This window comes from Dermacoccus sp. Tok2021 (assembly GCF_019895135.1).
Classification (GTDB): Bacteria; Actinomycetota; Actinomycetes; order Actinomycetales; family Dermatophilaceae; genus Dermacoccus; species Dermacoccus abyssi.
Window position 1 is genome coordinate 76,559 of record NZ_JAGTHU010000001.1, and the last position, 24,664, is coordinate 101,222.

17 protein-coding genes, 1 tRNA gene and 1 riboswitch are annotated in these 24,664 nt (G+C 69.0%); of the genes, 9 read left to right on the forward strand and 9 right to left on the reverse strand.

Features of this window, described 5'->3' with window-relative positions:
- Nucleotides 1-118 precede the first annotated feature (118 nt).
- The 4 genes from K9D12_RS00350 to K9D12_RS00365 all read right to left on the reverse strand — a co-directional run bounded on the left by K9D12_RS00350 (nucleotide 119) and on the right by K9D12_RS00365 (nucleotide 5,124).
- Nucleotides 119-191: transfer RNA gene (locus K9D12_RS00350), tRNA-Thr, on the reverse strand.
- A 204-nt stretch (nucleotides 192-395) separates the two neighbouring features.
- On the reverse strand, nucleotides 396-1,118 hold the full coding sequence (locus tag K9D12_RS00355) for a transglycosylase family protein (RefSeq protein WP_223059196.1): 723 nt from the start codon (nucleotides 1,116-1,118) through the stop codon (nucleotides 396-398).
- A gap of 8 nt (nucleotides 1,119-1,126) precedes the next feature.
- Nucleotides 1,127-1,298, reverse strand: a riboswitch (cyclic di-AMP (ydaO/yuaA leader).
- Between the two features lie 203 nt (nucleotides 1,299-1,501).
- Nucleotides 1,502-3,055 (reverse strand): threonine/serine exporter ThrE family protein, encoded by a 1,554-nt coding sequence (locus K9D12_RS00360; RefSeq protein WP_223059197.1) that lies wholly within the window; start codon nucleotides 3,053-3,055, stop codon nucleotides 1,502-1,504.
- 86 nt (nucleotides 3,056-3,141) lie between these two features.
- A complete protein-coding gene (locus K9D12_RS00365; RefSeq protein ID WP_223059198.1) occupies nucleotides 3,142-5,124 on the reverse strand; it encodes a serine/threonine-protein kinase in 1,983 nt (660 codons plus the stop codon).
- A 165-nt stretch (nucleotides 5,125-5,289) separates the two neighbouring features.
- Between K9D12_RS00365 and K9D12_RS00370 the strand changes: the two genes are divergently transcribed.
- Nucleotides 5,290-6,708, forward strand: a complete 1,419-nt coding sequence (locus K9D12_RS00370) for a trehalose-6-phosphate synthase (protein WP_223059199.1) — start codon at nucleotides 5,290-5,292, stop codon at nucleotides 6,706-6,708.
- On the forward strand, nucleotides 6,705-7,541 hold the full coding sequence (otsB, locus tag K9D12_RS00375; protein WP_370633428.1) for a trehalose-phosphatase: 837 nt from the start codon (nucleotides 6,705-6,707) through the stop codon (nucleotides 7,539-7,541). The genes K9D12_RS00370 and otsB overlap by 4 nt, the downstream gene beginning before the upstream one ends.
- A 423-nt stretch (nucleotides 7,542-7,964) precedes the next feature.
- On the opposite strand, the gene K9D12_RS00380 is transcribed toward otsB, so the two are convergent.
- The 5 genes from K9D12_RS00380 to K9D12_RS00400 all read right to left on the reverse strand — a co-directional run bounded on the left by K9D12_RS00380 (nucleotide 7,965) and on the right by K9D12_RS00400 (nucleotide 15,058).
- A complete protein-coding gene (locus K9D12_RS00380; protein WP_223059200.1) occupies nucleotides 7,965-8,729 on the reverse strand; it encodes a bifunctional 2-polyprenyl-6-hydroxyphenol methylase/3-demethylubiquinol 3-O-methyltransferase UbiG in 765 nt (254 codons plus the stop codon).
- Between the two features lie 1,203 nt (nucleotides 8,730-9,932).
- Nucleotides 9,933-10,982 (reverse strand): LacI family DNA-binding transcriptional regulator, encoded by a 1,050-nt coding sequence (locus tag K9D12_RS00385; RefSeq protein ID WP_129665587.1) that lies wholly within the window; start codon nucleotides 10,980-10,982, stop codon nucleotides 9,933-9,935.
- 140 nt (nucleotides 10,983-11,122) lie between these two features.
- Nucleotides 11,123-12,079, reverse strand: a complete 957-nt coding sequence (locus K9D12_RS00390; protein WP_187037437.1) for a sugar ABC transporter permease — start codon at nucleotides 12,077-12,079, stop codon at nucleotides 11,123-11,125.
- Complete coding sequence (locus K9D12_RS00395) at nucleotides 12,079-13,656, reverse strand: ABC transporter permease subunit (protein WP_223059201.1); 1,578 nt, start codon at nucleotides 13,654-13,656, stop codon at nucleotides 12,079-12,081. Before K9D12_RS00395 ends, K9D12_RS00390 begins: the two co-directional genes overlap by 1 nt.
- 85 nt (nucleotides 13,657-13,741) lie before the next feature.
- Nucleotides 13,742-15,058: a maltose ABC transporter substrate-binding protein gene (locus tag K9D12_RS00400; protein ID WP_223059202.1), complete on the reverse strand. Its 1,317-nt coding sequence runs from the start codon at nucleotides 15,056-15,058 to the stop codon at nucleotides 13,742-13,744.
- Between the two features lie 337 nt (nucleotides 15,059-15,395).
- On the opposite strand from K9D12_RS00400, the gene K9D12_RS00405 reads away from it, so the two are divergent.
- The 7 genes from K9D12_RS00405 (at nucleotide 15,396) to K9D12_RS00435 (ending at nucleotide 24,659) form a co-directional block, all read left to right on the forward strand.
- Nucleotides 15,396-16,466, forward strand: coding sequence for an ABC transporter ATP-binding protein (locus K9D12_RS00405; protein WP_223059203.1), 1,071 nt, complete (start codon nucleotides 15,396-15,398; stop codon nucleotides 16,464-16,466).
- Between the two features lie 125 nt (nucleotides 16,467-16,591).
- Nucleotides 16,592-17,833, forward strand: a complete 1,242-nt coding sequence (locus K9D12_RS00410) for a DUF4032 domain-containing protein (protein WP_223059204.1) — start codon at nucleotides 16,592-16,594, stop codon at nucleotides 17,831-17,833.
- A 96-nt stretch (nucleotides 17,834-17,929) separates the two neighbouring features.
- Nucleotides 17,930-18,697, forward strand: coding sequence for an RDD family protein (locus tag K9D12_RS15165; protein WP_223059205.1), 768 nt, complete (start codon nucleotides 17,930-17,932; stop codon nucleotides 18,695-18,697).
- Nucleotides 18,698-18,831: 134 nt separating this feature from the next.
- Nucleotides 18,832-20,202: a hypothetical protein gene (locus K9D12_RS00420; RefSeq protein ID WP_223059206.1), complete on the forward strand. Its 1,371-nt coding sequence runs from the start codon at nucleotides 18,832-18,834 to the stop codon at nucleotides 20,200-20,202.
- 8 nt (nucleotides 20,203-20,210) lie between these two features.
- Nucleotides 20,211-22,886, forward strand: a complete 2,676-nt coding sequence (locus K9D12_RS00425; protein WP_223059207.1) for a GNAT family N-acetyltransferase — start codon at nucleotides 20,211-20,213, stop codon at nucleotides 22,884-22,886.
- 44 nt (nucleotides 22,887-22,930) lie between these two features.
- Nucleotides 22,931-23,527 carry a DUF5998 family protein gene (locus K9D12_RS00430; RefSeq protein ID WP_187035301.1) on the forward strand — a complete coding sequence of 199 codons (597 nt, stop codon included), beginning with the start codon at nucleotides 22,931-22,933 and terminating at the stop codon, nucleotides 23,525-23,527.
- Between the two features lie 13 nt (nucleotides 23,528-23,540).
- Nucleotides 23,541-24,659 carry an alkaline phosphatase family protein gene (locus tag K9D12_RS00435; protein WP_223059208.1) on the forward strand — a complete coding sequence of 373 codons (1,119 nt, stop codon included), beginning with the start codon at nucleotides 23,541-23,543 and terminating at the stop codon, nucleotides 24,657-24,659.
- The last annotated feature ends 5 nt before the right edge of the window (nucleotides 24,660-24,664 follow it).

Consider the following 24,664-nt stretch of genomic DNA (forward strand, 5'->3'; position numbering starts at 1 on the left):
GTAGGAAACGAGTCTGAACCGTGCCTTGACGCCCCCAGCTCACCAGAAGGCACGCGTCACCCGGAGGATCTCGCGGACATGGGCACACCGATGGGCACACTGCGAGCGGAATTCACAGAGCTGGAGATGGGACTCGAACCCACAACCACCTGTTTACAAGACAGGTGCGCTACCAATTGCGCCACTCCAGCACGCCGCCCGTGCCGGGCGACCACGCGATCCTACCGAACCTGCACGGGGCCCGCCCGCCAGGCCACGACCAGGCCCGCTCTCCAGTGCAATTCGGTGGTCCCGGTGACGAAACATCGCGGCCAGATCGACAGATCTGCATCAGGAAACGCCGACAGGCCCCGCCGCTCGAAAGCGGCGGGGCCCGTCAGCCCTGGATCAACCGATCAGTGGTTGTTCAGGTAAGCCTGCAGAGCGCGAACCGTGCGGGCGTTGAGGTAGCTGGCGCCGTCGCGCGAGATGCCGACCTTCGTCTGGAGCGCAGCAACGGTGCGCGGGCCGACGATGCCGTCGGCATACACGCCGACCTTGCGCTGCAGGGCCTTCTTCGTCTGGACGCCGACGACACCGTCGCGGAACGTGCCGACCCAGGCCTGGAGCTCACGGGCCGTGCGCGGGCCGAGAACACCGTCGACGGCGAGCTTGCCGCCCTGCGACGCGGCCGGGGCCGAGTACTTCACGGCCGGACGGGCGGCGGCGCGCGAAACCGGGGCAGCGGCAGCAGCGCCACCGTTGGCGCGGGTCAGACCGGCGCGAACCGAGCAGACCGGCCATGCGCCGGGGCCCTGCACGCGCAGTACCTTCTGGGCGATCGCAATCTGCTGCTCGCGTGTGGCGAGGTGAGCGGACGAGGCGTACTGACCGCCGCCGAAGCCACGCCACGTCTGCTGCGTGAACTGGAGGCCGCCGTAGAAGCCGTTACCCGTGTTGATGTGCCAGTTGCCCGTCGACTCACAGTGAGCGACGCGGTCCCAGACCGAGGCGGCGGAGGCCGAGGAGGCCTGGGTGAGACCGGCACCGACGGTGGCGGCACCGGCGAGAGCCACGCCGGCGACCTTGCGGCCGGTGGTGCTTTCGGAAGCAGCGACGTGCTTGGGGGTGTAACCCATGGAGAGTGTCCTTTCCTGACGTACGCCTGTGAGGTGAGCTGTCGGGTTCGGGCAGTCAGGTGCCCGGCCGGCGAGGACCGGCTTCACCCCGAGACGCTCACCGTGCGGCGAGCGTCGGAAGTGGGTCCCCCACCCTCGTCTTCAGCCCGCGATCTGCGGGTGAAACGGCGGTGCCAGACGAGGTTTGGCGTGTGCACCGCCCACTGAATAAGTGGTTGTGTTGAGTTCTCATGTCGCCGTGACGACACGAGAAATACATCGTGCACAGCGAAGGGAACGTTACGGGACGAGAGACCTGCGTAACAATCAGGTCGCGGTAACTTCTTGACAGATCAGGCCTTTCGGGCCTGAAATGTGATGCAGATCACACAAAATCGGTGATGTCAGCGCCGGCGGGCTCGTCGACGGCGTACCAGCGGCTTGTCGAGCGGGGCCGAGAGCACGTCGCCGAGCACCAGTCCGGTGCTGATCGCGAGGGCCACTCCGACGGCGCCGAGCATCGTCGTCACACCCACGCCGGACTGGGCCACCTTGGTGGCGCCGATGACCGACCCGGAGACCGACTCGTACATGCCCCGGAAGATCCGCAGGCCCGGCAGCAGCGGCGAGACCGCCGGCATGACGATGACGAGGGCGGGCGCACCGAGGCGCAGCGCCACGAGCCGCGCGGAGAACCCGACGCTGACGGCAGCGACCGCCGTGGCCGTCGTCGCCCCGATCCCGACATAACGCGTCAACAGCGCAACCCCGACGACGCCGAGGGCTCCCGCCGCAGCTGTCGGCAGGAGCATCCGCACGCGGGAGCGCATCGTGACGGCGGCACACGCCGCACCGATGGCACCGCACGCCACCTGCAGGAGCAGGGCCGTGGGCGGCATGTCGAAGCGCAGGGAGCCGGGCGATTGGAGGCTGAGGTCGAGCGCCCGGTCGAGGTTCAGTGTCAGCGCCAGGCCGGCACCGACACCGACCGTGATGCCCGCGCAGTCGAGGATGACGGTGAGCACACGCCCCGACGCCGTCACGGGATAACCCGTCACCGCGTCCTCGACCGCGGACGCCATCTGACGACCGGGCAGGAGCGCCACGATGCCGCCGGAGATCGCGTACGCGAAGTCGGCCGTCGACATCGTGCCGGGCAGGTTGTGGGCGACGAACTCCCCCACGACGCGGCTTTGGTGCGACATGTACGCGAACCACGCGAGCGCCGTCGAGATGAGACCGCCGGCGGCGGCGCCGTAGAACGCGGGAACGCCGGCGTTGCTCAGGCGGCGGCCCACGCGGTCGACGAGCACGGCCGAGACCAAGGCGACGACGACGGCCATCCACCCGCCGCCGAGGATCGTCGCGACGGATGCCGCGAGACCACCGAAGGCTACCGAGACGACCCACCGCGGGTAGAGGCGCGGCATCCTCTGGATGCGCTTCAGTTCCTTCGTCGCCTCGTCGAGATCCAGGCCACCGGACACGAGCGACTCGACGAACTGGTGCACGGCCATGAGCCGAGAGAAGTCGCGCGTCGAGGAGCGCACGACACGCAACATCGTGAGGGGCTGACGGCCGTTCGTCGACGGGCTCTGCAACAACAAGGACTGGTTCGTGATGTCGACCTCGAGGCGGCGCAGGCCCGCGGACGCCGCGACGGCGACGACGCTCGCCTCGACGTCACGCGTGCTCGCGCCACAGCGGAGAAGCAACTCGCCCACACGGGCGGCGATGTCGAGCGCCTTCTGCTGCTCGGTGTCGTCGTCCGGCCCGCCCATGACGTTCGGGTCGCGATAGGGCGTGCGCTTGAGCGCGTCGGCGATGGGCAGCGGCTCGGTGACCGGCTCGCTGCGCAGGAAGCGCATCCGTGGCGGCAACCCCGGGGTCGGCGTGCTGGACGAGTCACTCGAGGGGTTGGGCCCCGTGCTCGACTGATCCCGTCCGTACTGCGCCATGCCTCGAAGAATAGTTCGTGGGCCTCGACCGACCGTGGGCCCGCGCTGTGGGTGGGCTGTGGAACGGGGCCCGAAGCGTCAACGGATCAGTTGCCGAGGCCGGACGCCGGCAGGTACTCCGCGAGCGGATCGGTGATGCCGCCGGTGAGCGGAACCCAGGAGATGTCGCCGCCTTGCATGAACGAGCCGACGAGCATGAACAGGCCGAGACCGGCGAGCGCGGGCGCCACGATCCTGCCGGCCGACTCCGGGACGAGCGCCCGCACGACCGAACGTGAACCCCGGCGATAGCCGACGGACCCGGCGCCGCGCCACATCGTCCACTGACCCGCCACGGTCCCCGCGACGATGGGCAGTGCCCACCACGCCCGTGCGACGCCGTCACCGCGCACCATGGCCCAGCCGATGGCCACGAGCGAACCGACGCACGCGAAGACGAGTGCGGGGAGCACGAGGGCCGCGAGCGTCGAGACGAGAGCGCGCAGCAGGTGCCACGGCGAACTGGCCACGGCGACGGCGCCGTCGCTCTTTCGTCGCCCGGCCTCGTAGCGGCGAAGGACCGTCTGCGTGATCGTCGAGTCGCTGAAACGCGCCGCGACGTTCCACACGATGAGCAGGACGAGTCCGACGACGGGCACGAGCGCCGTGAGGCCGACCCAGAGCAGGAACATCGCCTGCAGCGTGCCCGAGCGGTGTGGCAGGTTGATCCGCGGATCGTGCTCGCCGGGGCGGCTCTGCGCCTTGACCGCCGAACCCGGGCGGTAGGGGCGCGCACCGTTCTGCGGCGCGCCGCCGTACGGGCCCTGCTGCGGCGGCACGGCCCGCGCCGGTTGCGGCTGCCCGTTCGCGCCACGCGACTGACCGAACTGGCCGTAGGCAGGCGCCGCCTGGGGCGCCCCGCCCGAACGCTGCGTCGGGCCGTCGTACGCCAACTGCTGCGGTCGCGATGCGACGGGGCGCTCGCTCACGGGAGCGACACGGGTAGCGTCGACGACCGGCATGACGGAGGTGGCGGCCGGGCCTGGGGCGGCGGGCGCCGGGGCTGCGGGCTCGCGCACAGGAACCACGGTCGTCGGTTCGCCGCGGGCGTAGCGCTCCATCTGGTCGACGACCTGGCCGGCCGAGGGTCGCTCCCCCGGCACGGGGCTGAGTGCGGCCGCGAGCAGCGGCCTAAGACGCGCGTCGACGCCGATGAGGTTGGCCTGCCCCCGCGTCACGCGGTCGAGGACGGCCGGCATCGGCCCGCGCCCGAAGGGCGGCTCCCCCTGGGCGGCGAAGGCGAGCGTTGCCGCCCACCCCCACCAGTCCGTGGACGTGGAGACCGGGGCGCCCTCGACGAGCTCCGGCGAGAGGTAGCCGGGGGTACCCATGACGAGGCCGGTCGAGGTGAGGCGCGCATCGTCGGCGATGTGCGCGATGCCGAAGTCGATGAGCACGGGGCGTCGACCCACCATGAGCACGTTGCTCGGCTTGAGGTCGCGGTGGACGACACCTGCGGCGTGGATGGCGCGAATGGCGTCGGCGAGGCTGCGCCCGAGGTCGGCCATCTCCTCCGCGCCCAGGGGACCGCGCTCGTCGACCACCTTGTCGAGGGGGTCACCGGGTACGTACTCGGTGGCGATGTAGGGACGCTCGCCGTGCGGATCGGCGGTGATGACGGCAGCGACGTTGGGGTGGTGGACGCGCTCGAGCGTGTCGACCTCGCGCGCGAGACGCGTGCGCGCATCGGGGTCGTAGGCGATGTGCGGGCGAAGAACCTTGACGGCGACCTCACGACGACGCGGGTCGGCGGTGTCGATCGCTCGGTACACGACGCCCATGCCGCCCTCACCGATCTTCTCCGCGAGCTCGAAGCGCCCCACCATCCGGTCGTTCCCCTCCGGGCGGCGTGAACTGACGTGGGTGGCCTCGTCGTCACGATCGCGCGGCGGCGCCGCCCGCGTGGCGTCGCCATCCGCTGCTGCTCCCCACGTGGTGCGCTGGGTCGACTCGTCGGCTTCGGCGCGGCGCGGACGGGGCAGACGGTGCCCGCCGCGTCGGGCGTCACCAGCGTTGTCGAGAGGCGTCATGACCCCACCGTAGGGCGCCTCCTTGAACTTCCGCTGTATCGGCGTGCCCGTGTCACGCGGTGGCAACCCGTTCGTCACCGAGGCGCGATAACCTCGAATCACCGGTGATCGAGCGGGAGTTCGTCGCCGGGCGAGCACCAGCGAACACGGGGAGCCAGCAATCCGATGAGCCACACGTACGACTTCGTCGTCGCCGCCAACCGCCTACCCGTCGACCGCGTCACCGGCGAGGACGGAAACGAGGAGTGGCGCCGTTCGCCGGGCGGTCTCGTCACCGCCATGGACGCCGTGATGCGCGGGCGTGAAGGCGCCTGGGTCGGCTGGGCGGGTGACCCAGGCGAGGCTCCGGAGCCCTTCGACGACGCCGGCATGCACCTGCACCCCGTGCCGCTGTCGGAGCAGGAGATCGCCGAGTACTACGAAGGGCACAGCAACGACACGCTGTGGCCCGTCTACCACGACGTCATCGTCACGCCGACGTTCAAGCGGAGCTGGCGTTCGGCCTACCGCACGGTGAACAAGCGCTTCGCCCAGGCGTGCGCCGACGTGGCCGCCGAAGGCGCCACCGTGTGGGTGCACGACTACCAGCTCCAGCTCGTGCCGCAGATGCTGCGTGAGCTGCGCCCCGACCTGCGCATCGGGTGGTTCAACCACATCCCCTTCCCCGCCGTCGAACTGTTCGCGCAGCTGCCGGGGCGCGCGGAGATCCTCGAGGGCCTGCTCGGTGCCGACTTCCTCGGGTTCCAGCGCACCGAGGACGCGGGCAACTTCCTGCGCGCCGTGCGTCAGTACCTCGAGCTCGAGGTCACCGGTGGCGTCGTCGACCTCGGTGACCGTGCGGTGCGCGCCACGGCGGTGCCGATCTCGATCGACACCGCGGGCCTGCGCGAGGTGCTCGAGAGCGACGAGGTGCAGGCACGCGCCCGCGAGATCCGCGAACAGCTCGGCAACCCGGACAAGATCCTGCTCGGCGTCGACCGCCTCGACTACACGAAGGGCATCCGTCATCGCCTCAAGGCCTTCGGCGAGCTGCTCGCCGACGGTCAGCTCGACCCGAAGCGTCACAAGCTCATCCAAGTCGCGACGCCGAGCCGTGAGCGGGTCAAGGCGTACATGGATCTGCGCGATCAGGTCGAACTCACCGTCGGGCGCATCAACGGTGACTTCTCGAGCATCGGCGCCACGGCGCTCACCTACATGCACCAGTCGTTCGACCGCGCCGAGATGGCCGCGATGTTCGCCGCTGCCGACGTCATGCTCGTCACGCCGCTGCGCGACGGCATGAACCTCGTCGCGAAGGAGTACGTCACGTGCTGCCCCGCCGACGGCGCACTCGTGCTCTCGGAGTTCACCGGCGCGGCAACCGAACTGAGCGAGGCCTACACGTGCAACCCGCACGATCTGGCCGGCCTCAAGCAGGTCATCATGCGGGCCATCACGGCGACGGAGGAGGACCGCGAGCGCCGCATGGACGCGTTGCGTTCGACCGTGTCCACCGCCACGGTGCAGGAGTGGGCCAAGCACTACCTCGCGGCTCTCGAGGCCGCACCAGCGCGGCCCGAGGACGAGAGCGACAACTCGTGAGCGAGTCGACGCCCCCGATCAAGGATCAGCGGTCCGACGCCGGGCTGCCCGCCGACCTGCGCGCGGCGATCGAGCACTTCGCGCGAGAGCCTCGAGTGCTCGTGGCCTCGGACTTCGACGGCGTGCTCGCCCCCCTCGTCCTCGACCCGATGAGTTCGCGCCCGCAGCCGGGCACCGTCGAAGCATTACGCGCGCTGGCGGAGCTGCCCGAGGTTGACGTGGCCGTCGTCTCGGGGCGCGACCTCGCAACGCTGGGCGAGCTGACGGGGCTCGCGGCGTCTGACGGGATCGTGCTCGTCGGAAGCCACGGTGGCGAGTCGAGCGAGCCGCTCACCGACGGCTCGTCGACGCCGTCCTCCGGCCTGGGCGAGGCCGAGCAAGCGGCACTCGAGGGTGCCACCCACGCGTTGGAGGCCGTCGTCGAGCGGTTCGGCGACGCGCGCGTCGAGCACAAGCCCGCCGGCGTCGTGCTGCACACGCGCGGCATGGACGACGCCGAAGCTGCTCGCGCCACCGCCGCTGCGCTGGCCGTGCCCGAGGACGTGCCCGGCGTGCGGGCCATGCGCGGCAAGTCGGTCGTAGAACTGTCGGTGCTCGACGTGACGAAGGGCAGCGCACTGGCCGCACTGGCCCAGAAGGTGGGCGCGGACGCCGTCGCATACTTCGGTGACGACGTCACGGACGAAACGGTCTTCGAGGCACTCGACGCAGCCGAGGGCCACGTCACGGTCAAGGTGGGTGAGGGCGATACGGCCGCCACCCACCGCGTCGAGACGTGCGAGGTCATGCCGACGCTGTTGGACACACTGCTTGCAGCCCTCAGCGCCCGCTGAGGCGCCTTGCGTCCGCGTGGCGACTGGTTCTGGACTGCCACCGGCTGGACCGGCGACCCCCACATCTCCGAACCCAACAAATGCGTCGGCTTGCAGTGGTATGACCTCAGCAACCTCCCACCGGACATCCCCGGCTACGAGAGCTTCGTCCTTCAGCGCTGGCACAACAACACACTCCCACCGAGCACCACGCACGGATTCGCTGGAGCGCGGGTCTGACGGTCACGCGTGTAGCCAACTCACCCTTGACGTAGCCGCCCGCGCACGCCCACCGGAGCGGCCAGTTCACTTACGGACAGCCAGGAGACAACAGCGGCGACCCGGATACTCCGCCTTCGGTATCGGGTCGCGCTCAACGCGCTTACGCACTGTGAAACCGGCCGACTGCACCTCCTCGGCCAGATCGTCACCGTCGATGACGCATCACTGTGGCGGTCGCCTGGTCGCGAGGAAGTGCAGTTGGGAGCCAAAGGCGCGGTAGGGATCCCGGCGACCAGCTTCGACCTCGGCCGCCAGGCATGCATCCAGGTCGACCTCGCCGGCTGTGGTGTCGGCGGGAACCCCATCGGTCAGGACTCGCACGCCGTACCACGCCGTGATCGCCAGGCCAGCGCGAACGCACCACTGTTCGATCTGGGTGCGCGAGTGCGCCGCCGCGTCGACGCCAAGTTCGCTGCGGTAGCGGTCTCCGCCTTCGAAAGCTGCAAGGGCAGCGCGATACTCACCGCGGATCCCCGGACGATACGCCAGCGCATCGCCATTCCGAATGGTGAACGACAGCACGCCACCGTCGACCAGCCGTTCGGCCAACGTCTTGATCGCTGCAGCAGCGTCAGGCAGGTACATCAACAGCCCGTGCGCGCAGACGAGGTCGAACTGCTCGTCGTCGATTACATCATCGAGGTCGTCGATCGTGCCCTGGACAGCTCGAACTGGCTGTCCTGCGGCCTCAGCGGCTGTCGTCATCTGGGCCAGCAGGTCGGACGAAGGATCCACCCCGGTCACAGCCATCCCACGCCGAGCGAGCTGGATCGTTTGGGTGCCTTGGCCGCAACCGACATCGAGCGCGGTCCGCGCGGTGCCGAGGTGTTCGGCCAGCTGATGGGCAATCACATGTTGGCGGACGACGTTGCGCAAGTTGCCCAGCCGCTCAGCCCAAACTGCCTCGAAACCCGTGAAGGTGCTCATGCCCGTCACCATAGATGGCACGACATAAGAAGAGAGCGCACTGTCTGTCGAGAGTTGACCTTCTTCGACAACGCGACGATTCGCCGGGTTCCGTGCCTTCCCAAGTTGGTTCACCCACAACCGTCGCGAACCCACCCGTGTTCTCCTTAACGATCCTTCAGTGTCCGTGAACTCTCGGGGTTCCGTGTCGTGGAAGAAAGTTGGGTGGCAGTGGCTCGCTATGGTCGTCATCGTCGTTGAAACCGACGCCGGCGACCCGGTGATCGTGCAGCGGTGGGTACCCGCCGAGAGCGTGCGTCCCGTTCCAGCTGACCCCAATCGCGCCTTCGGGAACCGGTGACCGTGCGCTCAAAAGGGCTACTTTGCCGTCAGGATTGACTCGTTATCCTCTTGCCGTTCGGTCCGCGACGTCGCACGCCCAGGCGACAGCGACTGCTGAACACCCCACCGAGCCCTGTAAGCCGCCCACGACGCCACGTACGCAGCCTGCAAAGGTTCAGGCAGGTGCCGAAACTCCGCGGCACGCCGGGCCGATCGTTCCTCGAGTACCCGCGAAGGCGTGTCACGAAGCCATTGTCGACGCCGTTGCTCGGGGTGCCTGCCCGCAGCCAGAGATCGCGCCGCAAGCTCATTCCGGATCCGGTCCTGCTCGACCAGGGGCAGGGACGCGAAACGCGTCGACCATGCCTGCTGCCGTGCTTCCCGCTCAGCCCCAGACAGACTGTCCCACCACGCCTGCTGCCTGACCTTGTCGCGCTTTGTCGCCGCCGCCCGTGCGGCGTCCCAGCTGGTGCACCGCCGCGAACGCCATGCTGCGCGCTCAGCTTCGATCCTGGACCGCAGGTTGTCTTGTGCCTGTTGGTCAGCCGTCAGCACCTCTCGAGGGACCGAGGCAGCAGTCCGGCGCCACCGGCCGTCGGCTTGGCACTCTGCTAGTCCCAGGGACTGGAGGTGGGTGAGGGCCGCTTGCAGGGTGCGCAGCTGGCGGCGGGTCGGGCTGGCCGTGGGGGAGGAGGTTAGGAGGGCTAGGTGGCAGAGCCGGTGCAACTTGGTGGCTGTGTGGGGGAGGTGGCGCAGGAGGGTGCCGGTCACGCGGGGGGCAGAGGTCAGCCGGGTGGTCACGCCGTGCCAGGGGGTGTGCGCAGTCCGGTTCGCGTGATGCGGTCTGAGCTGACTCGAAGTGCGTCAGGCGCCCCCCCTGCGTCAGGTGCTCGAGTGAACCCTCACGGCGCCCGTGTGCGGACCTGTCGAGGCGCGCACGACGAGTTCGGGGGCGAACACCACCTCGTCGTGTTCGCTCGCCTGCCCCTTGATCTGCTGCACGAGGATGTCGACGGCGCCCGCTGCCAGTGCGGCGACGTTCTGGCGCACCGTCGTCAGCGGCGGTGCGGTGTGTTCGCACATCATCGAACCGTCGTAGCCGACGACCGACAGGTCACCGGGGACGTCGAGACCCTCGAGGCGTGCCGCTCGGATGGCACCCAGCGCCATGAGGTCCGAACCGCAGATGATCGCGCTGACCCCGCGCGCGACGAGCCGACGAGTCGCCAGTTCACCGCCTTCCAGCGTGAACCACGTGTGCTCGACGAGCGCCTCGAAAGTCTGGGCGGCCGCGATCTCACGGAAGGCCTGCGTCTTGCGGATCGAGGGAATGTAGCGAGCCGGCCCGACGGCCAACCCGATGCGGTCGTGGCCGAGGCGACGCAGGTGTTCGACGGCGAGATGGATCGCCGCGCCGTCGTCGGTCGAGAGCGACGGCGCCGGCAGATCCTCGCGGTGTCCGTTGATGAGCACGAGCGGCAGACCGGCCTCGAGCATCTCGCGCTGGCGCGCCACGGACGCCGTGGTGTCGGCGTGGCGCCCGCTCACCTGGACGATGCCCGCGACGCCTCGCTCGAGCAGCATCGAGAGGTACTCGTCCTCCTGCACGCCGCCCGCGCTCGTCGGGCACAGAACCGCCGTGTACCCCTCCGCGGCGAGTCGGGTCGTCACGGCCTGAGCGAGGGCCGGAAAGATCGGGTTGTCGAGCTCGGGCACGACGAGGCCGATCGCCCCAGTGCCCGCACGCTGCAGGTTCGAGGGGCGCGAGTACCCGAGCACGTCGACCGCGGTGAGGACGCTCTGTCGGGTGGCCTCGGCGACGCCCGACTTGTTGTTGAGCACTCGGCTCACGGTCGCCTGCGACACCCCAGCCGCCTCCGCGATCTCCAACAGTCGCAGCGGCGAGCCCCCCTCGCCATGCACGTTCGCCATGTCTCCCCCAGAACTCGACGCGTACGTCGACCGTACAGTTCGCGCCTCCCTCCGAAATGATGTGTCTCGACCTTCGACGGGAGACGCCACTGCCGCCGAGGCCGTGAGGCGCCCGGCGGCAGTGGCGGGTGGCGGGACACTCACTTGACGGAGCCCGAGGTGAGTCCTCCGATGAGCTGCTTCTGGAACGCGAGGTAGAGGCCCATGATGGGCAGCGAGCACAGGAGCGCGCCCGCAGCGAACTGCCCGAACAGGGCGTTGCGCTGCTGACCGAAGGTCATGCCGTACAGACCCACGCCGAGCGTCTGCTTCGACACGTCGGTGAGGAAGATGCTCGCGAGCAGGAACTCACCGAACAGGCCCACGAACGTCACCATGAAGACCGTCACGAGGATCGGTCGCACGAGCGGCAGCGTCAGGGAGAAGAAGACGCGGGCGTGTGAGGCACCGTCCACGTGCGCGGCCTCGTCGAGTTCCTTCGGCACGGTGTCGAAGTAGCCCTTGAGCAGCCACACGTTGGAACCCATCGCACCGCCCATGTAGACGAGGATGAGGCCCCACAGCGTGTTGAGGCCGAACGGCGGCAGCACCTCGCCGATCTTCGTGAAGGTGATGTAGAGGCCGACGAAGGCGAGCAGTGCCGGGAACATCTGCAGCAGCAGGAGGGCCAGCAGCATCGCACGCCGGCCCTTGAACCGCAGGCGCGAGAACGCGAAGGCCGCACAGGCGCCGATGAAGACGCACAGGGTCGACCCGACGAACGCGATGATGAGCGCGTTCTTGTACCACGTGACGAACGGGTGCGACTCGTCGGTGAACAGCGCCGTGAAGTTGTCGAGCGAGAAGCCGCTCGGCAGCAGGCCCGTCGAGCTCAGCGTGCCGGCCGGGTTGAATGCGGCCGACATGAGGAACACGATCGGGAACAGCGCGAAGGCGAGCGCCAGCAGCGCGAGGGCGTGGCGCCACCACACGTCCCGGAAGCTTCCGCGAACCACCGGCTTCTTCGCGCGGGCGCCCTTGGCCTCGTTGGCGGTGCGGGCGGCGTCACCGATCGGCTCGAAGGGAGCGACCGGCCCGTTGACGGGGCTGACGGACATCAGTTGACCTCCTCGAGGGCCTTGCTGCGCAGGAAGCCGGGGAAGCTCAGCAGCGCGACGATGATGAAGATGACGACGGCGATCGCGGAGGCGAAGCCGAAGTTCGGGCTCGTGCCGTCCATCGCGAGACGGAAGGCGTACGTGATGAGCAGGTCCGTGGAACCGATCTGGGTGTCGCCGCCGACGAAGGGAGCACCCTTCGTCACGAGGTAGATGAGGCCGAAGTTGTTGAAGTTGAAGGCGAACGATGCGATGAGCAGCGGGCCGACGGCGACGAGCAGCAGCGGCATCGTGATCGAGCGCAGGGTGCGGATCGGGCCGGCGCCGTCGATGCGGGCGGCCTCCATGATGTCACCGGGCAACGACTGCAGCGCACCCGTGCACACGACGAACATGTAGGGGAAGCCGAGCCACAGGTTGACGAGCAGGATGGCGGCGCGCGCGGCCCACGGGTCACCCATCCAGTCGATGTCGAGGCCCGTCATCGTGTTGATGAGGCCGAACTCCTGGTTGAACATCGAGGCCCACACGAGCGCCGAGACGAACACGGGCACGGCGTACGGCAGGATGAGCAGGCTGCGGTAGATGGCCTTGCCCTTCATGCGCGGGTCGTTGAGCAGCAGTGCGAGAAGCATGCCGAGCACGAACGTCGTGAGCACCGAGAGCACGGCGAAGGCGATGTTCCAAGCGAAGATGCCGAGGAAGCCCGAGCGCAGCGTCGGGTTGGTGAACAGGCTCGTGTAGTTCTTGAGACCGACGTTCTCCTTCCACCCGACGGCCAGCGGAGAACCGTTGCCGTTCTTCGGCTCCCACCGCGCGTTCTTCGCGACGTAGACGGTGCCGGTGGAGCTGTCGACGAGCTCGTCCTTGGCCTCGTCGAGACGCAGCGCCGGCTTGCCCTCGAAGGCCTGGGTTGCGCCGCTGGCCTTGATCCCGCCGCCGTCGTCCGTGGGCACCGCGAAGGCGCTCAGATCCTTGCGTCGGTTGGCTTCGCCGAGGTTGAGGATGTGAAACCCCTCGGCGGAGGTGATGCGCCCGAGGCTCATTTCGGTTGCGCCCGTCAACGGCGCGGTTCCCTTGACGTCACCGACGAGCTTCTCCCCTTTCTCGTCGGCGAGCAGGAAGTACAGCTCGCCCTTCTCGACGTCCTGCCCCTCCTTGACCGCCACCGAGAGGGAGTAGGTCGGCGATCCGGGCACCTGCTGAACGGAATAGGCGATGTTCTGCTTGGTCGCCTCCTCCTTGGAGACGAGGTGGCCCTGGCCGTAGTTCGTGAACGACGTGGCTGCCGTGTAGACGATCGGCCATACCTGGAGGCCGACGAGCAGGAGCAGGCCAGGAAGCAGGTACTTGGCCGGGACGCTCCGGCGCGTGCCGTACACGACGAGCACCGCCATCGCGACGAAGGCGACCCCGACGATGGCGAGACCGTAGCCGGCGGACGCCAGCTTCGTCACGAGGTAGAGGCACAGCGCGAGGGCCGCGGCGATGGCCACCCACTTGGTGACGATCGCCCAACGGGCGCTCTTCGCGGGAGGCAGAGCCGCGCTCTGCGTGGGGGCGGCAGGCGTCGCCATGAACGAACTCCAGGGTGTGAGGCGAAGGGGTGAGCGTGCCGTGAGCCGGTGACCGAGGGACGGTCACCGGCTCACGGGAGGAGGGTCAGTTACCGGCCTTGATAGCGGCCTGAATCTCCGACTGCGCCTTGTTGAAACGGGCGTCCGGTGCGGACTTGCCCGAGATGACGTCGGCCAGGGCCTGGCCGAGCGGCTGCCAGACGGCGTTCATCGCGGGGATGTTCGGCATCGGCTGCGCGCCTTCACCGGCGGCTGCCCACTGGGCGACCTGCGGGTCCGTCTTCGCGACCGCGTCGTAGGCGGCCTTGAGTGCCGGCGGACGCTTGCCGATCTCGAAGAGCCGCTTCTGCGCGGCCTCGGTGGTGAGGAAGGACGTCGCGAACGTCTGGGCGACGGTGGCGTTCTTGGCCTTCGAGGAGACGTAGAACATCTGCACGCCGAGGAACGGCGTCATCTTGCCGCCACCGGTGACGGTCGGCATGGCGCTGACGGCGTACTTCACGCCGGCCTTGTCGTAGGTCGGGAGAGACCAGGGGCCCGTGATGGCATACGCGGCCTTGCCGTTGGCGAACAGGTTGTCGGCGTTCGTCTTGTCGATGTTGGTCGACAGCACCTTCTTCTTGCCGAGGTCGGCGAGGAGGTTCGCGCCCTTGAGCGTCTCCGGCGAGTTCACCATGAGCTTGCTCGCGTCGTAGTCACCGTTGGCCTTGGTGCCGAAGATGCCACCCTTGAACGCGGAGAGGAACGGGTAACCGTGGTAGGCGTCGCCGACCTTGCCCATCTCGAGGGCGAGGACGTTCGTGGCCTTCTTCGCGTCGACGGCCTTCTGGCCCGTGGCGATGAGCTCGTCGAGCGTCTTGGGGGCGTCCTTGGCGTAGGCCGTGTTGCGCACGAGGGCCATGTTCTCGACGGCGTAGGGCACGCCGTAGGTCTGGCCGTTGTACTTCGACGCCGTGATGGCGACCGGGTTGAAGCCGGCGGCGGTCTGGGCGGAGAGCTGGACGGGAGCGACGGAACCATTGGCGACGAGCTCGCCCATCCAGTCGTGTGCGCCGACGATGATGTCGGGAGCCTGACCGGCCTTGAAGGCGGTGTTGTAGTTGCCGCGCACGTCCGTCGCGGTCTGGACGGAGACCTTGACGCCGTTCTGCTTGGCGAACTCCGACGCGAGCTTCGCGACGGTGGGGGCAGCGGTGCTGTCGGCCCAGATGACGAGGTCGGCGCTGGCGTCGCGCTTCGGGTCCTTCGCGTTGACTGCGCCGGTCGCGGCGGCCGAGCTGGACGCGGACGATCCGGACGACTTCGAGCTGCTCTTGCTCGAGGACGAGTCTCCGCCACCGCAGGCGGACAGCGAGAAGGCGACGACGCCGGCGAGGGCGACCGCAACACTGCGCTTGGTCATAGGTACTCCGTTACGTGAGGAACGCTCTCGGACGAGAACGTGTGGTCCGCTTCACAGTGTGAAGACGTTTTCACTCTTTGCAAAGCTTTTCAGATAACGGTTTCATCACTGCCCTCGCTGGCGTCGGCGCCAGGGGTCGACAGGCCGAACGCAAGCAACCTCGAGCTTCGCGCCACAGAGCATCGCTCGTTTGAGCGCCACGAAAACAAATGTGCGTGGAGGTCTAGGCAGGGACCACCCGCGTCGGGCATGATGTGTGCGTCGTCACATTCCGTGCGACACCCGTTCACAACGGATCGTCCGGCACGTTCCTGCCGGTGAGCGTCAAAGGAAAACCATGGCAACTGTTACGTACGACCGCGTCTCCCTCACGTACCCGGGCGCCGAGCGCCCCAGCGTCTCCGACCTCAACATCGAGATCGCCGACGGTGAATTCCTCGTCCTCGTCGGCCCCTCGGGCTGCGGTAAGTCGACCTCCCTGCGCATGCTGGCCGGCCTCGAGGAGGTCACGAGCGGCCGCATCCTCATCGACGGCAAGGACGTCACCGCCCTGTCCCCCAAGGACCGCGACGTCGCCATGGTCTTCCAGAACTACGCGCTCTACCCGCACATGAGCGTCGCCGACAACATGGGCTTCGCGCTCAAGATCTCAGGTGTCGACAAGGCCGAGATCCGCAAGCGCGTCGAAGAGGCCGCCCAGATCCTCGACCTCACCCAGTTCCTCGAGCGCAAGCCGAAGGACCTCTCGGGTGGTCAGCGTCAGCGTGTCGCCATGGGCCGCGCCATCGTCCGTCAGCCGCAGGTGTTCCTCATGGACGAGCCGCTGTCGAACCTCGACGCCAAGCTGCGCGTGCAGACGCGTACGCAGATCGCGGACCTGCAGCGTCGCCTCGGCGTCACGACGGTCTACGTCACGCATGACCAGGTCGAGGCCATGACGATGGGTGACCGAGTCGCCGTCCTCAAGGACGGCCTGCTGCAGCAGTGCGACACCCCGCGCAACATGTACGACCGCCCGGCCAACGTCTTCGTCGCCGGCTTCATCGGCTCGCCTGCCATGAACCTCTTCGAGGTGCCGATCAAGGACGGCAAGGTGCTTCTCGGCACGAGCAGCATCCCGATGCCGGCGAGCGCCAACCCGAAGGCCAACCGCGTCACGCTCGGCATTCGACCCGAGGTTCTCGCGCCGGCCGACGAAGGGCTCAAGGTCGACGTCGTCATGGTCGAGGAGCTCGGCGCCGACGCATACGTCTACGGCAAGACGCAGGCAGACGGCGAGGAGTACCAGGTCATGGCTCGCGTCGACGGCCGCCGTCCCCCGAAGAAGGGCGACACGATCTTCTTCGCGCCGAAGACCGACCACATCCACCTCTTCGACGTCGAGACGGGCGAGCGCGTCAACGACTGAACCGCACTGCACGAGGTGAGGGGCGCCGCAGCCTGCGGCGCCCCTCACGCGCGTTCGGAGCTCGGCTGGTGGACACGCGGAGCGCGCGGAACCGGCACACCTATGCCAGATGGGAGAATGACGCGGTGGCACTCGACATCAAGGCCTCACGGCCCTACCCGGCGCTGTTCAGTCTGCCGTGGAGCACCCCGCTCGAGGCGTGGCCCGCCGACCGTCTGGCTGCCCTCCCCCGCGGCATCTCGCGTCACATCGTGCGCTTCGCCCGCGTCGACGGCCGCGTGTTGGCCGTCAAGGAGATCAAGAGCGACATCGCGTTGCGCGAGTACAACATGCTCAAGCAGCTGCGCCGCCTGCACCTGCCGTGTGTGGAAGCCATCGCCGTCGTCACCGGCCGAACCGCCCCCGACGGCTCTCCCCTCGACGCCTGCCTGCTCACCCGTCACCTGCAGTTCTCCATGCCCTACCGGGCGATGATCAGCCAGACGCTGCGCCCCGACGCCGCCACACGGCTCATCGACTCCCTCGCCGTGCTGCTCGTCAAGGTGCACCTCGTCGGTTTCTGGTGGGGCGACGTCTCCTTGTCGAACGCCCTCTTCCGCCGCGACGCCGGTGAGTTCGCCGCGTACCTCGTCGACGCCGAGACCGGCGAACTGCGCGATCAGCTCTCCGACGGTCAGCGTGAGCACGACCTCGACATCGCCCGCGTCAACATCGCCGGCGAACTCATGGATCTCCAAGCCGGCGGCATGCTTCCGGAGGACATGGACCCCATCGAGGTGAGCAACACCATCGTCGAGCGCTATCACGAGCTCTGGCGGGCGATCACCGACACAGAACGCTTCGACGCCAGCGAGGCTTGGCGTGTCGAGGAACGCATCCGGGCTCTCAACGAGCTCGGCTTCGACGTCGGTGAACTCGACATCACCACCGACATCGACGGCACGACGATGCAGATCAAACCGCAGATCGTGGAAGCCGGCTACCACTCACGCCGTCTGCGCCACCTCACGGGCCTCGAGGTCGGCGAGAACCAGGCGCGTCGCCTGCTCAACGACCTCGTGAGCTTCACCGCGAGCAAGAACCGTCAGAACGACGACGAGGAGGCCGTCGCCCGCGACTGGCTGGCCACGATCTACGAGCCCGTCACGCGCTCCGTACCGCCCGAGATGCGCGGCAAACTCGAGCCCGCCGAGATCTTCCACGAGGTGCTCGAGCACCGCTGGTACATGTCGGAGCGACAGCGCCACGACGTGACGATCGAACAGGCCGTCGTCGACTACGTGAAGCACATCCTTCCCACGAAGCCGGACGAGAAGAACGTCATCGCGCCCGACACGACACCGATGCAGATGGATCTCAACCCCTGATCCGTGCGTCCTAGTGCGGTACGCCTTCGGCCAAGGCCAGCCCGAACGGGCTAGCGTGTGCGCCAGGACATGACGAACCACAAGGGTGGAGGAACAGTGAGCACCAACGATCCGCACGGTCCGGGCGGCCTCGGAGACCAGTTCAACGCCAATGCGCACGGCCAGAACAACGGCGGTCAGTACGGGCAGCAGCCTCACGGCCAGCAGCCGGGACACGACGCGTACGGTCAGCAGGGCAACCAGCACTACGGGCAGCAGCCATACGGCCAGCAGCAGTACGGCCAGCAAGGGCACGACGCGTACGGCCAGGGCGGCCAGCAGTACGGCCAGCCCGCGTACGGCGCGCAGCCTGGCTACGGCCAGCAGCAGTTCGGTGCCATGGCCCAGGCCCCGATGCCCTACGCGCACTGGGGCAAGCGCGTCCTCGCGTACCTCCTCGACACCCTGATCATGATGCCGTTCATCATCATCGCCGCCATTGCGATGGGCACGTCGATGAGCGACCTCGAACCCTCCACCGACGTGTACGGCAACACGACCACCACGGGCAGCCCGAGCACGGGCGCCTTGGCTCTCGGGATGCTGTGCTATCTCGTGGTTTTCGCGTTCTCCATCTGGAACCTTGTGTTCCGTCAGGGCAAGACGGGCCAGAGCCTCGGCAAGAAGTGGACCGGTATCACGCTCCTCTCGGAGCAGACCGGTCAGCCCCTCGGCGCCGGCATGACGTTCGTGCGTGGGCTCGCACACTTCCTCGACTCGCTTCCGTGCAACATCGGCTACCTGTGGCCGCTGTGGGACACCAAGCGTCAGACCTTCGCCGACAAGATCATGAACTCGGTCGTCGTGGAGAAGCCGAACAGCTGATCGCCTCACGCACGAACGAGGAGCGGGGCCCCCCCGCCCCGGGGGGGGGGGGGGGGGGGGGGGGGGGGGGGGGCGCCCCGGGGGGGGGGGGGGGGGGGGGGGGGCCCCCCCCCGCGGCTCGATACCCTTTCCCCGTGACACCGCCGAGCGAGCAGGCCCCGCGCACCCCCGCGCGTGAACGCCGCGTGCCCCGCTGGCTGCGTGGTCTCGCACCGCAACGTTCGTGGATCGCCCAATTGGCAGCCTTCGGCGCCATCGGGCTCTGCCTCATCGGCGCGTGGACCATCGTGCGCGACCCCTTCGCGCCCACCGGCGTCGCCCAGGGGGAGACCGTCGCCGATGCCCAACAGGCTCAGCCCCCGGCGCCCGGTGGCGCCGCGGAAGTCGAAGGCGAGCAGACCATCTCGGCGGTCGATGAGAAGTTCGTCCTCTGGTCGGTGACCAACGCAGGTGACGACACCCTCTTCGGCCTCGGGGAAGGCGACTGCTCGGGCACGCCGTGCCCCGCCCTCGTGCGTTCCACCGACGACGGCAAGACGTGGACGCAGATGCACACCTTCAGCTCCGCTGACACGTCCGCGGCGACCGGGGCCACGCAGCCGCGCGTCCAGCCCGCCGGTGCCCTGAGCGAAGTGCTCTTCACCTCGCCGACCACGGGCTACGTCTACGGCGGCGACCTGTGGGTCACGCGCGACGGCGGACGCACCTTCACCCACGTCGACCACCCCGGCAGCACCGTCCTCGACGTCGTCGTCCACGACGAACAAACCCTCGCGCTCACGGCGTCGGGCTGCATCCAGGGCACCTGCTCGGGGCGTCTCGAGATCTCCCGCCTCGGCGGCGGAGACACCCCGCGGTTGGCCCAGACGATCGCCGCCGCGACGCCCACGAGCCAGATCGACGCCGCGGACCTCGTCGTCGGTGGCGACAGCCTCATCGTCCTCGCCGGCAACGAACCCGGCAGCGGGGACGCTCCCGGTGCCTGGCGTCTGGCCGGCGACAGCCTCGCCCCGCTCAACCCCGGATCAGCCTGCAGCGGAAAGCCGTTCAGCGCCATCGCGGGCAACGGCACCAACCGTCTTGTCGCCGTCTGCGACGAGGCCGTCTCCGCCAAGACGACGAGCTTCACCACCGTCACGAGCACCGACGGCGGTGGCACCTGGCAACTTCTCGGCACCGGCAACCTGTCGCTGCCCACCCAGGGCGGCATCTCGCTGGCCACGTCCGACGGCGAACACATCGTCGCGGCCTCCGGCGGCCCGCGTACTGCCGCCGACGCCACGACGCGCACCTCCGACGACAACCCGCTGCGCGTCTCCTCCGACGGTGGCCGCAGCTGGAGCGAATCGAGCGGCGGCGACGACGCGCCCACCGGTGGCATGGATGATGTGCGCACCCTCGGCCAGGAGTTCCTCGCCCTCTCACGCACCGACGGCGAGCTGTGGCGATCGAGCGATCGAGGAGGCCGCTGGACTCACACGTCCGTCGCAGGCCACGGTGGTTGAATGAAGTCATGAGCGATGAGGTGGAGTCCGCGTCAGCCGATTACCCGCGCGAGTGGGAGGCCGACGTCGTCCTGCGTGACGGCTCCGTGGCGCACGTGCGCCCCATCGGCCCTGACGACGCGGAACGCCTTCACCGCTTTCACGCGGCCCAGAGCGAAGAGTCCATCTACCTGCGCTTCTTCGCCCCCATCAAGCGCCTGAGTGACCGTGACGTCACGCGCTTCACCCACGTCGACCACGTCGAGCGCGTCGCCCTCGTCGGTCTCGTGGGTGACGACATCATCGGCATCGGCCGCTACGACCGCCTCGGTGGGCCGGATGCTCCCTCGGCGGAGGTCGCGTTCAACATCGCCGACAGTTTCCAGGGCCGCGGCGTCGGCTCCGTCATGCTCGAACACCTCGCCGCCATCGGCGCCGAGAACGGCGTCGCCGAGTTCGTGGCCGACGTGCTGCCGCAGAACCGCAAGATGATCCAGGTCTTCACCGAGGCCGGCTACGACGTCAAGCGCAACTTCGACGACGGCGTCATCTCCGTGCGGTTCGAGATCGAACCGAACGAGAAGTCGCAGGCTGTGCGCCTCGCGCGCGAGCAGCGCAGCGAATCGCAGTCGGTGCGCGCCCTGCTCAACCCGTCGTCCGTCGCCGTCATCGGCGTCTCGAGCAAGGGCCCGTCGGTCGGTGGGCGCGTGCTCGCCAACCTGCGTGAGGGTGGGTTCACCGGTCGCGTCGACGTCGTCCACCCCAGCGTCGAGGAGATCGACGGCTACCGCACCGTGCGCAGCCTCGGCGACATCGAGGGCCGCGTCGATCTTGCGATCATCGCCGTGCCTGCCGCGCAGGTGCTCGACGTCGTGCGCGAGTGCGGCCCGGCTGGCGTCAAGGCGCTGCTCGTCGTCTCCTCCGGGTTCGCCGAGACCGGCTCCGCCGAGGGCGCCGAGCGTCAGGCCGAACTGCTCAGCCTCGCCCGTAGCCAGGGCATGCGCGTCGTCGGCCCGAGCAGCTTCGGCCTCATCAACACCCGCGCCGACACGCGCCTCAACGCCTCCATCGCCTACGAGATGCCGCCCGCCGGTCACCTCGGCCTCTTCGCCCAGAGCGGCGCGCTCGGCATCGCGGTTCTCGCCAGCGCCGGGCGTCGTGGCCTCGGACTTTCGGACTTCGCCTCCGCCGGCAACCGCATCGACGTCTCCGGCAACGACCTCATGCAGTACTGGATCGATGACGACGAAACCCACGCCGTCGGCCTCTACCTCGAGTCGGTCGGTAACCCGCGCAAGTTCACGCGCATCGCCCGTCAGCTCGCGCTGCGCAAGCCCGTCATCGTCGTCAAGCCCGAGGTCTCGGCGTTCGGTGTGCCCCCGGGCCACCGCGTCCGCGAGACCCGCACGAGCCCGGCCGCGTTCCGCGAGATGCTGCGCCAGAGCGGCGTCATCCGCGTCGGCAACGTCCACCAGCTGTTCGACGTCGCCCAGCTCGTCATCAACCAGCCGCTGCCCAAGGGCCGCCGCGTCGCCGTCGTGACGAACTCCGACGCCCTCGGCGCGCTCTGCGGTGACGCCGCACTGAGCTGGAAGCTCGAGGTGACGCGCGGCCCTGTCGCCCTCGCGCCCGATGCTGATGTCGAGAGCTTCCGTGACGCCCTCGTCGCAGCCTTCGAGGACGAATCGGTGGACACCGTCATCGCCTCGTTCATCCCGCCGCTCATCTGCGGCGGCACCGAGGTGGCGCGCGCCGTCGCGGAGGTGAGCGCCTGCTACGACAAGCCGTGCATCACCACCTTCCTCGGCATCCACGGTGCATCCGAGGCCCTCACCGCCACGAGCCCTGACGGCGAGCGCGTCGTCACGCCGTCGTACCCCATGCCCGAGGACGGCATCCGCGCCCTGGCCGCCGTGACGAACTACGCTGGCTGGCTCCAGCGCGACCGCGGTGAGCCCCTCGCGCCGGAGGGCATCGACCGCAAGGGCGTGCGCGCCATGGTGCGCCGCGTCATGACCGAGCAGCCCGAGGGCCGCGACCTCACCGGTGACGAGGTCGCCGAGTTCCTCGGTCTCGCCGGCATCTCCGTGTGGCAGTCGATTCCGGTGCGCACCTCGAAGGAAGCCGTCGCTGCAGCCGAGAAGCTCGGCTTCCCCGTCGTCGTGAAGTCGATCGCTCCGGAGGTGCGCCACCAGGTGGCGAGCTCCCTGCGCGCCGACCTGCGCTCGCCGCTCGCCGTCGTCGAGGCCTTCGAAGCGCTCGAGGAACGCCTCACCCAGTTCGGGGCCGACCAGTTCGTCGTCCAGTCGATGGCGACGCCGGGCATCGGCTGCGTCGTGACGAGCTCGGAGGACCCGCTCTTCGGCCCCGTCGTCACGTTCTCCGTCAGCGGCCCGCCCACCGACCTGCTCGACGACGTCGGCTACCGCATCCCTCCGCTGACGACGAGCGACGTCTCCGACCTCGTCAGCTCCATTAAGGCGTGGCCGCTGCTCGACGGCAGCCACGGCACCGCCGCCGATCGCGCCGCCATCGAAGATCTCGTCTCGCGCGTCGCGATCCTCGCCGACGAGAACCCCGAGATCGCCCACCTCGAACTCAACCCGGTGAGCACCAACCCCACCGGCCTCGACGTTCTGGGCGCCCGCATCACGCTGGCGCCGCACTCGCTGCGCCAGGATTCCGGGCGCCGGGCCATGACGTGAGGTTCGAGCGACCGACACGCGCCGGGGGCGACGAAGGTGGGATGATGGCACGCATGTCTGCCACCCTGCCCGCCGACCTCGTCCGCGACATCGAGAAGGCCGGTTACTTCCCGGCTCTCGTCGGCGACGTCGTCACCACGGCGCTCGCCGGTGACGAGGTGCGTCACCACCTCGTGCACCTCGAGACGACGTTCGACCAGGACGAATTCCACCGCCACATCACGGTTCTCGCGCTCACCCCGCACAAGCTCGTCATCGCGCACGCCGACGACCACGCCGACCCGCGCACCCACGGGCACGGCTCGGGGCACTCGGCCGTCACCGCGACGTCGGAGGCCGTGGCCCTGTCGTTCGTGCGCGGCGTGACGCTGACGCACGTCGTCGCCGACGCCGAGACCTACCGCCCGGGCACGCTCGGGCGCGAGGTGACGCTCACCGTCGGGTGGGGGACCGTGAGCCGCGTCGATCTGCTGCCCGCCACGTGCGGCGACCCGCAGTGCGACGCCGACCACGGCTACGACGGCACGATCACCGGCGATGACATCAGCCTGCGTATCTCCGCCGACGCCGAGGGTGAAGGCAGCCTCAACCAGGCCATGAGCTTCGCCAACGCCCTGTCGGCCGTCGTCGGCCGACGCTGACCGGGCCCACTCCATGAAGGCACCCCGGTACGACACCGAAGGCCTTGCGTCCGTTCTGCCGTCGGTTGCGCGCACGCTCGCGCCCGCCGCGTTCGAGGGGGAGGGACGCAAGCTGCCGCAGGCGAAGGCGGGCATCGTCGTGCTCGCCGACGGACTCGGCGCGCGGCTCCTGCGCAAGCGCAGCGCACACGCGCCGTTCCTCCACGAGCACCTCGACCACGTCCAGACGCTCGCGGCAGGCTTCCCGACGACGACCGCCACCTCCATGGGCACGTTCGGCACGGGCTTGCCGCCGGGTGCGCACGGGCTCGCCGGCTACCAGGTCGTCGACCCGGCCACCGGCATGCTCTTCAACGAGCTGACGTGGCAGCGCGGCCCCGAGCCGCGCGTCTGGCAGCCGAACGCCACCGTCTTCGAACGCGCCGACCAGGCCGACCTGCGCCCGGCGATGATCGGACCCGACTACTTCGAAGGCTCCGGCCTGACGAATGCCGCCCTGCGCGGCGCGGTGTTCTACGGCGCCGAGGCGCTCGAGGACCGCATCGACGCAGCGCTCGCCGCCGTCCGGCGTGGCCATCGTCTCGTCTACCTCTACTGGGGCGAGATCGACAAGGCCGGCCACGTGCACGGCATCGATTCGCCGCAGTGGGCCGCCGAGCTCGAAGCGTTCGACCGCGGTTTCGAGCGCTTCGCCTCCCAGCGTCCGGTCGGCACGTCCCTCACGCTGACGGCCGACCACGGCATGGTCGACGTGCCGCTCGACGCCCGCGTCGACATCGCCAAAACCCCCTACCTGCGCGACGGCGTGCGCACCGTTGGCGGCGAGATGCGCGCGCTGCACCTCTACGTCGAGCCCGGCGCGCGTGACGACGTCCTCGCCGCCTGGCGCAAGGAGGTCGGCAGCGACGGCCACGTGCTCACCCGCGAGGAACTGAGCGACCTCGGCTGGGTCGGCGCTCTCGACGCCGGCACGGCGGGACGCTTCGGCGACGTCGTCGTCTCGATGCGCGCGGCCCGTGGCTACGTCGACTCGCGCGTCATGAGCCATCAGGTGCTCGCCCTCATCGGTCAGCACGGCGCCATGACGCCGCAGGAACTCGACGTGCCCTTCCTCCACCTCCCGCCGCGCTAAGGTGA

What these genes read in the sequence shown, in the direction of transcription:
- K9D12_RS00360 (WP_223059197.1), bottom strand. Translation starts at nt 3,055, where the DNA reads ATGGCGCAGTACGGACGGGATCAGTCGAGCACGGGGCCCAACCCCTCG.
- K9D12_RS00405 (WP_223059203.1), top strand. Translation starts at nt 15,396, where the DNA reads ATGGCAACTGTTACGTACGACCGCGTCTCCCTCACGTACCCGGGCGCC.
- K9D12_RS00395 (WP_223059201.1), bottom strand. Translation starts at nt 13,656, where the DNA reads ATGGCGACGCCTGCCGCCCCCACGCAGAGCGCGGCTCTGCCTCCCGCG.
- K9D12_RS00355 (WP_223059196.1), bottom strand. Translation starts at nt 1,118, where the DNA reads ATGGGTTACACCCCCAAGCACGTCGCTGCTTCCGAAAGCACCACCGGC.
- K9D12_RS00370 (WP_223059199.1), top strand. Translation starts at nt 5,290, where the DNA reads ATGAGCCACACGTACGACTTCGTCGTCGCCGCCAACCGCCTACCCGTC.
- K9D12_RS00435 (WP_223059208.1), top strand. Translation starts at nt 23,541, where the DNA reads ATGAAGGCACCCCGGTACGACACCGAAGGCCTTGCGTCCGTTCTGCCG.
- K9D12_RS00380 (WP_223059200.1), bottom strand. Translation starts at nt 8,729, where the DNA reads ATGAGCACCTTCACGGGTTTCGAGGCAGTTTGGGCTGAGCGGCTGGGC.
- K9D12_RS00365 (WP_223059198.1), bottom strand. Translation starts at nt 5,124, where the DNA reads ATGACGCCTCTCGACAACGCTGGTGACGCCCGACGCGGCGGGCACCGT.
- K9D12_RS00385 (WP_129665587.1), bottom strand. Translation starts at nt 10,982, where the DNA reads ATGGCGAACGTGCATGGCGAGGGGGGCTCGCCGCTGCGACTGTTGGAG.
- K9D12_RS00425 (WP_223059207.1), top strand. Translation starts at nt 20,211, where the DNA reads ATGAGCGATGAGGTGGAGTCCGCGTCAGCCGATTACCCGCGCGAGTGG.
- K9D12_RS00430 (WP_187035301.1), top strand. Translation starts at nt 22,931, where the DNA reads ATGGCACGCATGTCTGCCACCCTGCCCGCCGACCTCGTCCGCGACATC.
- K9D12_RS00400 (WP_223059202.1), bottom strand. Translation starts at nt 15,058, where the DNA reads ATGACCAAGCGCAGTGTTGCGGTCGCCCTCGCCGGCGTCGTCGCCTTC.
- K9D12_RS00390 (WP_187037437.1), bottom strand. Translation starts at nt 12,079, where the DNA reads ATGTCCGTCAGCCCCGTCAACGGGCCGGTCGCTCCCTTCGAGCCGATC.